Source organism: Aeromonas rivuli (assembly GCF_000820045.1).
Lineage (GTDB): Bacteria > Pseudomonadota > Gammaproteobacteria > Enterobacterales > Aeromonadaceae > Aeromonas > Aeromonas rivuli.
In genome coordinates, this window is sequence record NZ_CDBJ01000027.1 from 1 (window position 1) to 13,619 (window position 13,619).

Annotated in this window: 15 protein-coding genes; all 15 read right to left on the minus strand. The window is 60.7% G+C overall.

Annotated elements, in window-relative coordinates; translation table 11 throughout:
• Window positions 1-1,315 (minus strand): Hpt domain-containing protein (locus tag BN1130_RS04280; protein WP_042040978.1); only part of this gene is annotated, 1,315 nt, incomplete at its 3' end.
• A gap of 130 nt (window positions 1,316-1,445) precedes the next feature.
• Entirely contained in the window at window positions 1,446-2,186 is a 741-nt protein-coding gene (locus BN1130_RS04285; protein ID WP_042040541.1) for a protein phosphatase CheZ, read from the minus strand.
• 10 nt (window positions 2,187-2,196) lie between these two features.
• Window positions 2,197-2,568 carry a chemotaxis response regulator CheY gene (gene cheY, locus BN1130_RS04290; protein WP_436469337.1) on the minus strand — a complete coding sequence of 124 codons (372 nt, stop codon included), beginning with the start codon at window positions 2,566-2,568 and terminating at the stop codon, window positions 2,197-2,199.
• Window positions 2,569-2,690: 122 nt separating this feature from the next.
• A complete protein-coding gene (locus BN1130_RS04295) occupies window positions 2,691-3,407 on the minus strand; it encodes an RNA polymerase sigma factor FliA (protein ID WP_042040542.1) in 717 nt (238 codons plus the stop codon).
• On the minus strand, window positions 3,400-4,284 hold the full coding sequence (locus BN1130_RS04300) for a MinD/ParA family protein (RefSeq protein ID WP_042040543.1): 885 nt from the start codon (window positions 4,282-4,284) through the stop codon (window positions 3,400-3,402). Before BN1130_RS04300 ends, BN1130_RS04295 begins: the two co-directional genes overlap by 8 nt.
• Complete coding sequence (gene flhF / locus BN1130_RS04305; RefSeq protein WP_042040544.1) at window positions 4,277-5,722, minus strand: flagellar biosynthesis GTPase FlhF; 1,446 nt, start codon at window positions 5,720-5,722, stop codon at window positions 4,277-4,279. Before flhF ends, BN1130_RS04300 begins: the two co-directional genes overlap by 8 nt.
• Window positions 5,723-5,738: 16 nt before the next feature.
• The gene (gene flhA, locus BN1130_RS04310) at window positions 5,739-7,841 is read right to left on the minus strand and encodes a flagellar biosynthesis protein FlhA (protein WP_042040545.1); all 2,103 of its coding nucleotides are present in this window, start codon (window positions 7,839-7,841) and stop codon (window positions 5,739-5,741) included.
• 183 nt (window positions 7,842-8,024) lie between these two features.
• A complete protein-coding gene (gene flhB, locus BN1130_RS04315; protein WP_042040547.1) occupies window positions 8,025-9,155 on the minus strand; it encodes a flagellar biosynthesis protein FlhB in 1,131 nt (376 codons plus the stop codon).
• 56 nt (window positions 9,156-9,211) lie between these two features.
• A complete protein-coding gene (gene fliR, locus BN1130_RS04320) occupies window positions 9,212-10,009 on the minus strand; it encodes a flagellar biosynthetic protein FliR (RefSeq protein ID WP_042040549.1) in 798 nt (265 codons plus the stop codon).
• Window positions 10,010-10,034: 25 nt separating this feature from the next.
• Window positions 10,035-10,304, minus strand: a complete 270-nt coding sequence (fliQ, locus tag BN1130_RS04325; RefSeq protein ID WP_005899639.1) for a flagellar biosynthesis protein FliQ — start codon at window positions 10,302-10,304, stop codon at window positions 10,035-10,037.
• 81 nt (window positions 10,305-10,385) lie between these two features.
• On the minus strand, window positions 10,386-11,165 hold the full coding sequence (fliP, locus tag BN1130_RS04330) for a flagellar type III secretion system pore protein FliP (protein WP_042040551.1): 780 nt from the start codon (window positions 11,163-11,165) through the stop codon (window positions 10,386-10,388).
• A complete protein-coding gene (gene fliO / locus BN1130_RS04335) occupies window positions 11,152-11,532 on the minus strand; it encodes a flagellar biosynthetic protein FliO (protein ID WP_370736599.1) in 381 nt (126 codons plus the stop codon). Before fliO ends, fliP begins: the two co-directional genes overlap by 14 nt.
• The gene (fliN, locus tag BN1130_RS04340) at window positions 11,529-11,924 is read right to left on the minus strand and encodes a flagellar motor switch protein FliN (protein ID WP_042040553.1); all 396 of its coding nucleotides are present in this window, start codon (window positions 11,922-11,924) and stop codon (window positions 11,529-11,531) included. Before fliN ends, fliO begins: the two co-directional genes overlap by 4 nt.
• A 42-nt stretch (window positions 11,925-11,966) precedes the next feature.
• A complete protein-coding gene (fliM, locus tag BN1130_RS04345) occupies window positions 11,967-13,037 on the minus strand; it encodes a flagellar motor switch protein FliM (RefSeq protein WP_042040555.1) in 1,071 nt (356 codons plus the stop codon).
• 7 nt (window positions 13,038-13,044) lie between these two features.
• Entirely contained in the window at window positions 13,045-13,563 is a 519-nt protein-coding gene (fliL, locus tag BN1130_RS04350; protein ID WP_042040556.1) for a flagellar basal body-associated protein FliL, read from the minus strand.
• Between the last annotated feature and the right edge of the window lie 56 nt (window positions 13,564-13,619).

The window sequence follows — 13,619 nt, forward strand, 5'->3', positions numbered from 1 at the left end:
CCAGGTTTTTATCAAGGTCGGTCTCTTCCCCGACCATGATGAGTTCAATCTCTTTCTTCAGGCTGCGGGCCAAGTCGCGCACCACCCGCGGGAAGCGGCCAAACACCTTCTTGATTGGCTGCATGCGGGTCTTCATCACCGCCCCTTGCAGATCCGCGGTGACCACATCCAGGTTGGCAACCGCCTTGGACATCTCTTCGTCATTGCTGTTGATGCCAAGGCTCACCAGGCGGTTACGCACCAGCACCAGCTCACCCACCATGTTCATGATGACATCCAGGGTCTTGGTATCGACCCGCACCGTGCTGTCGTTTTGTACCCCATTGCTCTCGGGAGCCGCAGGCTTGGCCGGAGCCTTGGGGGCTGCGGCGACGGGCGCAGGTGTGGCGCTGTTGCCCACTGCCGCGTTAGGGGCAAGCGGAGTCGCGGCCTTGGCCACGACGGGGGCTGGCGGAGTTGCTGGCACCACTGGCGTGCTGGGTGTGGCAGCCACTGGCGCGGCCGATTTCATGGTGACGGCGGGGCCCTGACCACGGCCATGGAGCTCATCGAGCAGGCGTTCGAACTCGTCGTCATCGATCAGGGCATCCACTTCGCTCTGTACCGATTGCAACGGATTGGGGGCCGGGGCGCCCAGATGCTGGCCATGACCATGGAGTTGATCGAGCAGGGCTTCGAATTCGTCGTCGGTGATATCACCGCTGGCGGAAGGGGCCGCGGAGGGTGCCACTGAGGGGGCAATCTGGGCCGTCGGTGAGGCTCCCGCCCCGTGCAACTCATCGAGCAGACGCTCAAACTCGTCGTCGGAGATCTCGTCGATGGAACCGCCACCCTGTCCGGCCAGGACAGGGGCCGCGTCAGGGGCAGGCTCGGGCAGGGTAACGGGTGCCGGAGCCATGGCCGCATTCAGCAGTCGCTCTTCCCCTTGCGGCTTGCACAGCTCATGGAGATTGTGCAGCAGCTCGGGGGCGGCGGCGCTGGTCGGCTCACGGTTTTGCACCTGAGCGAACATGACATTGATGGCGTCGAGGGCCTGCAGGATCACGTCCATCAGCTCGGCACTGAGGGTCCGCTTGCCATTGCGCAGCATGTCGAACAGGTTCTCGGCCCCATGGCAGACATCGACCAATTCGGTCAGCGACAGGAAGCCGGCGCCCCCCTTGACGGTATGAAAACCGCGAAAGATGGCGTTGAGCAGGTTCTTGTCGTCTGGGCGCTTCTCGAGTTCGACCAGTTGTTCAGACAACTGCTCCAATATTTCGGATGCTTCGACCAGAAAGTCTTGCAGTATGTCTTCATCAACTTCGAAGGCCATTCGTCACTCCATTAGAATCCGGGGTTGAACAACAGATCGTCCACATCATCTGGCACCCGAGACAGGACAGGGGATAACCCAAGTCTCATTCGGCATCCGAGGCAGGACAGCAGACCGTCCGGCAGATCATCTAGAATCCGAGGCTGGACAGCAGATCGTCCACATCATCCTGACCGTTCACCACGTCACTTCGGGTATGAGGGTTCATGATGGGCCCTTCCGCCTCTATCCCGCTCACGGGGGGTTTGGGAGGGACAGGCTCAGTCGGTGCGTCGCCAAACATGGTCAGCATGTCGATCAATTTGGTTTCAACTTCCTGCACCAGGGTGATCACCCGCCGGATCATTTGTCCGGTCAGGTCCTGGAAATCCTGAGCCATCAGGATATCTGTCAGCAATTGTCGTAATTTATCGGCATCGGATTCCGAAGCCTTAATAAAATCATCCAGTTGATGACACAACGCCTTGAATTGGCCCAGGCTGAGCTCCCGGGACATCAGCGCCTGCCAGTTCGGCAGCACCAACTGGATATTGTCATTGAGGCGATCGGCAATGGGCAGACTGGCCTCGACGGCATCCATGGTGCGGTTGGCGGCCTTGTCGGTCATGTCGATGACATAACTGAGCCGCTCGCGCGCATCCGGGATCTCCTCATTGGCGAGGGAGGGCAGTCTGGGGTCGAGTTGGAAATCGCGCAGTGAATCGTGCAGTTGGCGAGTCAGCTGGCCAACCTTGTCAAACAGCATGGCCGCATTGGGGGCGCAGACATCGGCGAGCAGTGAGTCAGCCGACTCAAACTCCTGCTGCTCCAGATGGGTGACCAGCATTCTCGCCTGCTCGAGGGAGATCATGGCACTCGTTTTGGCCGTCATGGCGGGCCCCTTAGCCGATCCGCTCGAAGATCTTGTCGAGTTTCTCTTTGAGAGTGGCGGCGGTGAACGGCTTGACGATGTAACCGTTGACGCCGGCCTGGGCCGCTTCGATGATCTGTTCGCGCTTGGCTTCGGCGGTCACCATCAACACCGGCAGGTGCTTGAGTTTGTCGTCGAGGCGAATGGCCCTGAGCAGGTCGATGCCTTGCATACCGGGCATGTTCCAGTCGGTGACCACAAACTGGTAGTCGCCATTCTTGAGCATGGGCAGTGCCGTATTGCCATCGTCCGCTTCATGGGTGTTATTGAAGCCGAGATCGCGCAGCAAGTTCTTGATAATCCGGCGCATCGTCGAGAAGTCGTCGACGATGAGGATTTTCATGTTCTTGTCCAAATTTTCCTCCTAGAGAGCCGTCGTGGCGGCTTGCTTACATGATGCGATAGCGCAGGTTTCAGGGTGCGGATTATGCCTGAGAGTCGGGGGCCAGTGTAGCCATGACACGCTTATGCGTGCCAATCTCGCAGGCGGGCACGCAATCTGTGCATCGCCTGACTGTGGATCTGGCTCACCCGAGACTCACTTACGTTCAATACTTCGCCAATCTCGCGCAAGTTCAACTCTTCGTCGTAATAGAGGGAAAGCACCAGGGCTTCACGCTCCGGCAAGCGGCCTATGTGCTCGGCCAGGGCGCTCTGGAAGCGCTCGGCCGCCAGTTCGTCGAAGCCCAGGTTATTGCCCGTATCGGGCCCGCCTATCACATCCTCGCTGATCCCCAGATCCTCGATGCCGATGATCTTGCCGCAGGAGACATCCTGCAACATGGTGTGATACTCCCCGAGGCCCACCCCCATATAGGCGGCCACCTCGGTATCGCGCGCATCACGGCCATGGGCCTGCTCCACATTCTCGATGGCATCGGCGATGGTGCGGCTGTTGCGGTGCACCGAACGGGGCACCCAGTCACCACGGCGGATCTCGTCGAGCATGGATCCGCGAATACGGATGCCGGCATAGGTCTCGAAACTGGCGCCCTTGCTACCGTCAAAGTTGCGGGAGGCTTCGAGCAGCCCAATCATACCTGCCTGGATCAGGTCATCCAGCAAGACACTGCTCGGCAGACGAGCCAACAGATGCTGGGCGATCCGTTTCACCAACGGAGCGTGGCGCTCCACCAGCACATAGGAATCCTGATGACGCAAGTACGCTTGGGCTTTATTCACGAGTACCTTCCTCTGTGATTGCCGTTTTTTGCAACAGATTTTCCAGGAAGAACTCCAGGTGACCACCGGGCTGATGCGGGATGGGCCAACTGGCGGCCTTGTTGCCCAGGGCACGGAACGCCAACGCGGCCGGCGACTTGGGGAAGGCTTCGATGATCAACTTCTGCTTGCGCACCGCGGCCCGCAAGTTGGTGTCATAAGGAATACAGGCGACCAATTCCAGGGATGTATCGAGGAAACGATCGGTCACCCGGGTCAATTTTGCATAGAGCTCCTGGCCTTCGCGCAGGGAGCGCACCATGTTCGCCACCACCTTGAAGCGGAACACCCCGTGATCCTTGGACAAGATCTTGATCAGGGCATAGGCATCCGTGATGGAGGTCGGCTCGTCGCACACCACCACCATGATGTCTTGCGCGGCGCGGGTGAAGCTCAACACCATGTCGGAGATACCGGCGGCGGTGTCCACCAGCAGGATGTCGACCTGGGTCTTCATCTCGCTGAAGGCGCGGATCAGCCCCACATGCTGGGCAGGTGAGAGCTCGACCATGGACTGGGTGCCCGAGGTGGCCGGCACTATCATCATGCCGTAGGGTCCCTCGACGATGATGTCGTCCAGGGTGCACTCCCCCGCCAACACATGGGAGAGATTGCGGTGTACCCGCAGGCCCAGCATGACGTCAACGTTGGCCAGCCCCAAGTCGGCATCCAGCACCATGACCCGCTTGCCTTGCGCCGCCATGGCACCGGCCACGTTCAGGGTGACGTTGGTCTTGCCGACGCCCCCCTTACCACCGGAGACAGCGATCACTTTTACTCGATTATTTGTACGCATTTTGCGCAGACCACTCGCCTGATCCATAGGTATGTTACTCATAAGATTCTGAATCCTCGCCCTCACCAAACCCCGCACCCCAGAAATAGGGCGCTTCACTCCCTCGGTCCAGCGACCCCATGGCCGCGCCGACGAGCTGGGCTGCGTTGGCAATCTGAATATCTTCCGGAACCCGCTGACCATCGGTGATGTAGCTGATGGGCAGTGCATTCTGGATGCACACGTTGATCACTTCCCCCAGATTGAGGCTCTCATCCAGCTTGGTAAGAATGCAGCCGGAGAGCGGTATGCGGCGAAAGTGATCCATGGCCTCTTGCATGACCCGGCGCTGGGAGGTCGCGGACATCACCAGATAACTGCGGATCTGCACCTTGGAACTCTTGACCAGGGTATCGAGTTGTTCGGTCAGCCTGATATCCCGTTGCCCCATGCCGGCAGTGTCAATCAACACCAGCCGACGGTGGCGGAACTGATAGAGGGCGGCCGACAGCTCCTCGGCATCCCGCACCTGGCGCACCGGGCAGCCCATGATACGCCCATAGGTCTGCAACTGCTCGTGGGCACCTATCCGATAATTGTCTGTGGTGATCAAGGCCACCTGCTCGGCGCCATATTTCATGGCAAAACGGGCCGCCAGCTTGGCGATGGTGGTGGTCTTGCCCACCCCGGTCGGTCCGAGCAGCGCCACGGCACCACCCTGACGCAAGATATCGTCCTCGCTCACCTTGAGCTGCGCCGTCAGCACCTCGGCCAACTGGGCCAACGCCTGATGGACGGACACATCTTCCGGTATGAGGCCCGCCAACTGATCGGCGAACGCATCATCGAAACCAATCTTCTTGAGCTCCTTGATAAGCAGGGCTCGCATCGGCTCGCGGCGCTCCACCTCCTGCCACATCAGACCGGAGATCTGGTGCTCGAGCAGCTTGCGAATGGAGGCCATCTCATGGCGCATGCCCTCCATCTCCTGATCGCGCTGAGCCGGTTGCGGCGCACGCTGGGCGGCGGGGCGCGGCTTGGGCTTGGGTGCTTCCGGGGCTGCCCAGTTGCTCTGTTCGGCCAGGGTTCGGGGCGCCTGCGCTGGCTGGGAGGCCGCGCGTCCCCCGCCCAATCCGCTCTGGCTGGGAGTCAGCTGCTGTTGACGCGCCAGCAGGGCGGCCAGGGTATCGGCATACTGCTCGTTCCTGCTCTGCCCGCCCCTGGCCGGCTCCTGGGCCAGACCCGCGCCGGAAAGCTGGCTGGTCGGACGCACGGCCTGACGCGCCGCAGACGAAATATTGACGCTCTCTTCGTTTAACTGACGGCGAACCGGCACATCCCTGGGCACAACGACCTGGGACTGATAGTCGATCGCGGCGACGATCTCGACGCCGCCGGTGACCTTTTTGTTGGACATGATGACGGCGTCCGGCCCGAGAGTCTCTTTGACTTCGGCCAGGGCCGTGCGCATATCCTTGGCAAAAAACCGCTTAATCTTCACCCGTCATCTCCGTTAACTAGTTCTGTCCTACCGCGCTGACAATACGGATCTGCTTGTCATCCGGTACTTCCTGATAGGACAGGACGCGCAATCCTGGAATGGCATTTTTGACAAACTTGGCCAGGGTATTGCGTAAAATCCCCGATGTCAGAAGCACCGCCGGTTGACCTTCCAATTCTTGTCGCTGGGTGGCCTCGAGCAGGGAGCGTTGCATCCGCTCCGCCAGGCCCGGCTCGATACCGGCTCCTTCGCCCCCACCCGCCTGCAAAGACTGATGCAATATGCGTTCCAACTCTGGCGCCAAGGTGATGACAGGCAACTCGGGATCCGGGCCCGCTATCTCCTGCACGATCAAACGGCGCAGGGCGATACGGCAGGCCGCGGTCAGCACCTCGGGATCCGGGCTGCGGGGGCCATATTCCACCAGGGTCTGCAGTATGGTGCGCATGTCGCGAATAGGCACGCCTTCATTGAGGAGATTCTGCAACACCTTGACCAGGTTACCCATGCTGATCACCTCGGGAACCAGCCCTTCCACCAGCTTGCTCTGATGCCTTCCTATCATGTCGAGCAGCTGTTGCACTTCATCGTGACCGAGCAGCAGCGCCGCCTGATTGGAGAGGATCTGGCTCATGTGAGTTGCCACTACCGTCGCGGCATCCACCACCGTATACCCCAGGGTCTGCGCCTGGGAGACCTGATCCTTGGCGACCCAGACCGCCTCCAGCCCGAAGGCGGGATCCTGGGTCGGAATACCCTGGATCTGGCCAAACACCTGGCCCGGGTTGATGGCCATCTCCTTGTCGTGATAGACGTTCGCCTCCCCCGTGCTCACCCCCATCAGGGTGATGCGGTACTGGTTCGGCGCCAGATCCAGGTTGTCGCGGATGTGTACCGCCGGCACCAGAAAACCGAGCTCCTGGGAGAGTTTCTTGCGCACCCCCTTGATGCGGTTGAGCAGCTCCCCCCCCTGGCTCTTGTCCACCAGGGGGATCAGCTGGTAGCCGACCTCGAGGCCGATGATGTCCACCGGCATGACGTCATCCCAGCTCAGGTCTTTCTGCTCGACCGGTGCATCGCCATTGGCCGGCAAAAGTTCACCGCTCGCCACCTTGGCCTTGTTCTGTTTCTCGCGGCGCAGCAACCACCAGGCACCGAGTGCCGCAGCGGCTCCGAGACTGAGGAAGGCAAGATGCGGCATGCCCGGTACCAGCCCCATCATCAGCAAAATAGTGGCGGAGATGACCAGGGCCTTGGGGTTGTCGAACAACTGGCTCAGCATGGCGGTGCCCATGTCCTGATCCGTGTTCTGGCGCGTCACTATGATGGCGGCGGCGATGGAGAGCAGCAGCGAGGGGATCTGGGCAACCAGGCCGTCACCTATGGCAAGCAGGGTATAGATCTCGGCCGCCTCGCCGAAGCTGAGATCGTGCTGCATCATGCCGATGATGAAGCCGCCGATGATGTTGATGAAGAGGATCATGATGCCCGCGATGGCATCCCCCTTGACGAATTTGGAGGCACCGTCCATCGAGCCGTAGAAGTCAGCCTCCTGGGTCACCTCGGCGCGGCGCGTGCGCGCATCTTCCTGATTGATGAGACCCGCATTGAGATCGGCATCTATCGCCATCTGCTTGCCGGGCATGGCATCGAGGGTGAAGCGGGCGCTGACTTCCGAGATCCGCCCCGCACCCTTGGTGACCACCACGAAGTTGATGATGACCAGGATGAGGAAGACGATGATGCCCACCGCATAGTTGCCGCCGATCACCACGTTGCCGAAGGCTTCGATCACATGACCCGCGGCGGCGCCACCATTGTGGCCCTCGAGCAGTACCACCCGGGTCGAGGCGACGTTGAGCGCCAGACGCAGCAGGGTCGCTATCAAGAGCACGGTCGGGAAGGCGGCAAATTCGAGGGGGCGGCGGGTGTAGACGGCCACCAGCAAGACCACGATGGAGAGGGCGATGTTGAAGGAGAACAGGGTGTCCAGCATCAGCGGCGGTATGGGCAGCACCACCATGCCGAGGGAGGCCAGCACCAGTAGCGGTGTACCCAACCCCTTGCCCAGCAGTCCACGGTACTCTTTCAACCGGCCCAATGATGCCCGCACTGTCATGACGACTCTCAGTTCTTAACCCCAGATGGGCAGATTAAAGCAAACATCGAGCCAACAAAGCAATTCGTTGATTTTAAATGATTTTAATTTGACTGCGTCAGAAGTTTGTCATCGTCGGCGGTATTTGCGGCATTACGCGGGGAATGACCAGATCCTTGGCCTCCGGTGCCCAGCGTTATTTGCTTATTTGCGGTATTCCGGGGGAATGGGCAGATCCTTGCCAAGGGGCTGAGGGCGGCGACCCCGGCCACGGCGGAATTTCTTGAGCTGATAGACGTAGGCCAGCACCTGGGCCACGGCGGCGAACAGCCCTTCGGGGATCTCCTGGCCAATCTCGGCGCTGTGGTAGATGGCGCGGGTCAGCCCTGGGGATGGCAGTATGGGGATCTCGTACTCGCGGCCTATCTCGCGAATTTTTAGCGCTATCTCGTCCACCCCCTTGGCCAGTACCTTGGGCGCGGCCCCCGGCTTGCTCTGATCATATTGCAGCGCCACCGAGTAGTGGGTCGGGTTGGTGATGATGACGTCCGCCTTGGGCACATCTCCCATCATGCGCCGCGCAGCCATCTCCATCTGCAAACGGCGGATCCGCCCCTTGACCTCGGGCTTGCCCTCGGAATCCTTGTACTCGTCCTTGACCTCCTGCTTGGTCATCTTGAGCTGACGAGCATGGTTCCAGCTCTGGAAGGGAATATCGATGGCAACGATGGGCAGCAAGGCGCAGCACAGGATGATCAACATCCACAGAAACAGCTCTAGGGCGTCGATGATGCCCCCCGGAAAGGCCTCAAGGGAGAGATTGAGCAGGTGGTTGAACTGACTCGAAAGGGTCCACCAGGCGAACAGGCTGATGAAGACCACCTTGGCGATGGACTTGACAAGCTCCACCCAGGATTGCACCCCGAACATGCGCTTGAGACCGGCGAGCGGGCTGAGCTTGCTCCACTTGGGCATCATGGCCTGGGTAGAAAAGTTGAGGCCACCGAGCAGGGTATTACCGACAAAGGCCGCCAGCGCCACCAGGGCGAACAGCAACCCCAGCGGGGCCAGCACCTCGCCGAGCAGGGTCGGCACCATGGCCCCCATGGCATTGGGATCGAATGCCTGCTCCCGCTCCAGGGTGAATCCCATGGTCATCACCTTGATCATGGCGGTGGCCAGCTGTCCCTTGATCATCAGCAGCCCGAACACGGCGGCCAACAGCACGCTGGCGGTACCCAGCTCCTTGGACCGGGCGATCTGCCCCTTCTCACGGGCCTGTTGCAGTCGCTTGCCGGTCGCCTGTTCACTGCGTTCCTGATCGGAATCAGCCATGGGGGCCAGCTCCGCAGAAACCCGGGGGCAGACTGCCCCAACTCAGCCAACCCCCATCAACCATGGGCACCTCCCAGACACTGGGTATCGATCAGCTGGCAGCTCGTCTCCTGCACCCGCTCCCAGAGGGCATCGAAGTGCCCCATGAAGCCGCCGATGGTGAGCCAGAGAATGAAGAGCCCCGACATCATGCTGACCGCAAACCCGATGCTGAAGATGTTGAGCTGGGGGGCCGCCCGGGTCATGACCCCGAACGCGAAGTTGATGAGCAGCAGGGCGACGATGGCGGAGAGAGACATCACCAGAGCGGCCTGGAACATGACCCCGATAAAGCCTGCCAGGGTGCGCAAGGACCCAACCGAGAGGCCCACTGTGCCCACCGGCAAAGTATCGAAACTCAAGATAACCATGCGCAGCATGATGAGGTGACCGTCGAGGGCGAGGAATACCAGGGTCGCCAGCATCAGGTAGAACTGGCCCACCACGGGGGCGGATTGACCGTTCATGGGATCCACCAGAGAGGCAAAACCCAGGCTGGTCTGCATCGAGATGACCTGACCGGCCAGCACGAAGCTCTCCATCAGAAACTGGGTCATCAGGCCGAGGGCGGCACCTATCAGGATCTGCTGACCGAGAATAAGAAAGCTGCCGAGGGAGAAGAGCTCCACCGAGGGCATGGGGGGCAACAGAGGGACGATCAGGAAGGTGATGGCCAACGAGAGCCCCATGCGCACATTCATGGGGGCCAGCTTGCTGCCAAACACCGCCATCACCATCAACAGGCTGCTGACCCGGGCCAGGGGCCAGAGCACGGCGGCGAGCCACTCCAGAATCAGCTGGCTGGAGAAGGTCACGCTGCTCGCCCCGGGGTTGTGCGACTCACCCCACCACCTCGGGGATCTGGCTCACCATCAGCTGGAAGAAGTCCATCAGGCTCTGCAGGCCCCAATGTGCACCGGCCCCCAGGGCCAGCAGGGTCACCACCAGCCGGGGCAGGAAGCTCAAGGTCTGTTCGTTGATGGAGGTGGCCGCCTGGAAGATGGCCACCAGCAGACCGACGAACAGGCTCGGCAGTATGACGGCACACACCATGATGGTGACCAGCCAGAGCGCCTCGCGAAATACGTCGACAAAGGTTTCCGGACTCATGTTACCGACTCCTTTCCATTGGCCACCGGCATCCGGGCCGACGCGGGTGACCCACATGACCGAGGCAGGAAGCGCCCAGCATCATCCCCCGCTCCCCAAACCAAAGCTGGTCGCCAGGGAGCCCAGAATGAGGTTCCAGCCATCGACCATGACAAACAGCATCAGCTTGAAGGGCAGCGATACCAGCATGGGAGAGAGCATCATCATCCCCATGGCCATCAGGATGCTGGCGACCACCAGATCGATGACCAGGAAGGGCAGAAACAGCATGAAACCTATCTGGAAGGCGGTCTTGAGCTCACTGGTGACGAAGGCCGGGATCAGCACCCGCAACGGCACATCGGCGGGCTTGTCCACCTGTACGTTGGCGATCTCCATGAAGGTATTGAGATCCTTGATCCGGGTCTGGGCCAGCATGAACTGGTGCAGGGGCAGCTGGGCCTTCTCCAGCGCCTCCTGGGTGGTGATGGTTTCGGCCAGATAGGGCTGCAAGGCCTCCTCATTGATGCGATCCAGCACCGGGGACATGATGAAGAAGGACATGAACAGGGCGATGCCGACCAGCACCTGGTTTGAGGGGCTCTGCTGCAGACCGATGGCCTGACGCAGGATGCCGAGCACCACTATGATGCGGGTGAAGGAGGTCATCATGATGACCACGGCCGGCAGGAAGGAGAGGGCCGTCATCAGCGCCAGCACCTGCAGGGTCAGGCTGTACTCCTGACTGCCATCCGCCATGGTCTTGATGGTCACCGCCGACATGCCATCCTGGGCCAGTACCAGCGGCGAGCAGAGCAACAGCAACAGCCAGCCCCAGTGACGCTTCATCAATAGATTTCTCATCCCGTTATTCTTTGTCATTGCGTGCCATCAGCTTGCTGAGCTGCTGGGCGAAGGCCTGGGGTTGACGCTCATCCAGGGGCTGCTCAAGCCGATGGAGAAAGGTGACCTGCTGGGGGGTGACGCCGAGCAAGAACTGCTGCTCCCCCACCTTGACCACCAGCAGTTTTTCCTTGTAGCCGAGGGGCAGACTGGCGATCACCTTCATCTGGCCCCCCCCTATCGCCTGAGTGAGCTTGCTCTTCTTGAGCAGAAACCCCAGCACCAGGATGAGGCCGATGACCATCAGGCTCGACAGCAGCCAAGAGGTGAGGCTCGGCAGCGTGGCGGTTGTCTGTGCCAAGGCAGGCAGCGGCAACAGCAGCAACAGGAGGGCGGCCCGCATCATTTGAGTTTCTTGATCCGTTCAATCTGGCTGATCACATCGGTCAGGCGGATCCCGAACTTGTCATTGACCACCACCACCTCGCCGTGGGCGATCAGGGTGCCGTTGACCAATACATCCAGGGGCTCACCGGCCACCCTGTCCAGCTCCACCACAGATCCCTGGTTGAGCTGCAGCAGGTTGCGGATGCTGATCTGGCTGCGGCCCACTTCCATGGCGATGGTCACCGGGATGTCGAGTATGGTGTCAAGCTTGCGGCGCTCCTCGGCACTGATGGGCGCATCGTCCTTCAGCTCTTCGAGGGGAGCCGGTTTGACTTCCGTCGTGACCTGCTCTTCGAGGGCTGCAGCCCAGGCATCGGCCATCAGATCCTGCTCGTCTTCGGGTGTGCTCATCTTACTTCCTTACTGTTCATGATTAGGCGGGTTCCGGGCCTGTTATCGGTGGGGATTTTCGATGCTGCGCTCGAGCTCTTCCAGCTCGGCTTCGCCATCGATACGCACGCCGCCCCGGGTGACCAGGTGCATCTCGGTCTTGACCCCGTCCGGACGCTTGAGTTTGTCGACAATCTTGAGCGCCACGTTCTCTTTTGTGCGGCCCATCTTGGCGTGGAAGGTCGGCAAGTCCTCCACATAGACCAGCAGGTTCTCCGGCATCTCCACCGGGATGATGTCGCCGGGTTTGAGCTCCATGAGGTCGCGCAGGGTGAGCTCGGTCTCCAGCAATTTCGCCTTGAGCTCCACCTTGACGTCCATGATCTCGTCGCGCAGCGCCTTGCTCCAGCGCACGTCGGTGTCCCCCTTGTCGCTCTGCACCCCGGCATCGAGCAACTCGCGGATGGGTTCGAGCATGGAGTAAGGCATGGCCACGTGGAAGTCGCCGCCGCCGCCATCGAGTTCGATGTGGAAGGAGCTGACCACTATCACCTCGGTCGGGCTGACGATGTTGGCCATGGCCGGGTTCACCTCGGAGTCGAGGTACTCGAAGCCCACATCCATCACCGGCGCCCAAGCATCCTTGTAATCCTCGAACACCAGCTTGAGCAGCATCTGGATGATGCGCCGCTCGGTGGGGGTGAATTCCCGTCCCTCGATCTTGGCATGGTAACGGCCGTCGCCACCGAAGAAGTTCTCCACCAGGATGAAGACCAGACGCGCCTCCATGGTGATCAGCGCCGTCCCCTTGAGGGGACGAAAACGCACCATGTTCAGGCTGGTTGGCACGAACAGGGTATGCACATATTCGCCAAATTTGAGCATCTGCACACCGTTGATCGACACCTCGGCGGTGCGCCGCATCATGTTGAACAGGCTGATGCGCATGTGACGGGCAAAACGCTCGTTCACCAGCTCCAGGGTGGGCATGCGCCCACGGACGATGCGATCCTGGGAGGAAAAATCAAACTGGGCTATGCCGGGATCGCCGGCCGCCCCTAACTCCTCCTCTTCGACATCGTCGACCCCGTGCAAGAGGGCATCAATTTCGTCCTGACTTAACAGATCGCTCACGCTTCACCTACTGCATTACAAAGCCGGTAAACAGCACTTGTTCGATTACGGGGGAAGAGGTCAGGTCTTTCAGGACCCGACGGCACTCTTCCAGTGAGTCATTTCGCAACTTTTCCTTGCCCTCGAAGGTGACCAGCTGCTCGGCGCTGGCGGCGCTGAAGACCCGCAGCAGCGTCCCCTCGATGAGCGGTACATGCTGCTTGGCAAGGGCCTCGCTCGGGGCGCCGCGCACCATCAGCTGCACCTTGATCTGCACCAACCTGTCCCGGCTCTGGCCCGCCACGTTGAATACGAAGGGACGCGGCATGCCGACATAGAGCGCCGGCAGGGTCGCGGGGTCTTGAGCCTGACCATCCGCCTGGGCGCTAGCCTCGGCCTTGGCGGCCTCGTCACTCCCCGAGAGCAGCAACCAGGCGGCAACGCCGCCCCCCATCAACACAAGCAGCACTATGACGGCCATGATGATCAGCTTTTTTTTGCTGGCCGTCGCCGGGTCTTTGAGCGTCAGTTCGCTATCGTCTGCCATCCCTTGTCCACCCTGGTATCAAACTTGTTCGTTATCATAAACTTAACTTGGGGCGC

Excerpts from the sequence above, each read along its gene's own strand:
- flhA (WP_042040545.1), bottom strand. The coding sequence starts at position 7,841 with ATGACAGTGCGGGCATCATTGGGCCGGTTGAAAGAGTACCGTGGACTG.
- BN1130_RS04300 (WP_042040543.1), bottom strand. The coding sequence starts at position 4,284 with ATGAGTAACATACCTATGGATCAGGCGAGTGGTCTGCGCAAAATGCGT.
- fliP (WP_042040551.1), bottom strand. The coding sequence starts at position 11,165 with ATGACAAAGAATAACGGGATGAGAAATCTATTGATGAAGCGTCACTGG.
- fliO (WP_370736599.1), bottom strand. The coding sequence starts at position 11,532 with ATGATGCGGGCCGCCCTCCTGTTGCTGCTGTTGCCGCTGCCTGCCTTG.
- fliL (WP_042040556.1), bottom strand. The coding sequence starts at position 13,563 with ATGGCAGACGATAGCGAACTGACGCTCAAAGACCCGGCGACGGCCAGC.
- fliN (WP_042040553.1), bottom strand. The coding sequence starts at position 11,924 with ATGAGCACACCCGAAGACGAGCAGGATCTGATGGCCGATGCCTGGGCT.
- flhB (WP_042040547.1), bottom strand. The coding sequence starts at position 9,155 with ATGGCTGATTCCGATCAGGAACGCAGTGAACAGGCGACCGGCAAGCGA.
- BN1130_RS04285 (WP_042040541.1), bottom strand. The coding sequence starts at position 2,186 with ATGACGGCCAAAACGAGTGCCATGATCTCCCTCGAGCAGGCGAGAATG.
- fliQ (WP_005899639.1), bottom strand. The coding sequence starts at position 10,304 with ATGAGTCCGGAAACCTTTGTCGACGTATTTCGCGAGGCGCTCTGGCTG.
- cheY (WP_436469337.1), bottom strand. The coding sequence starts at position 2,568 with ATGAAAATCCTCATCGTCGACGACTTCTCGACGATGCGCCGGATTATC.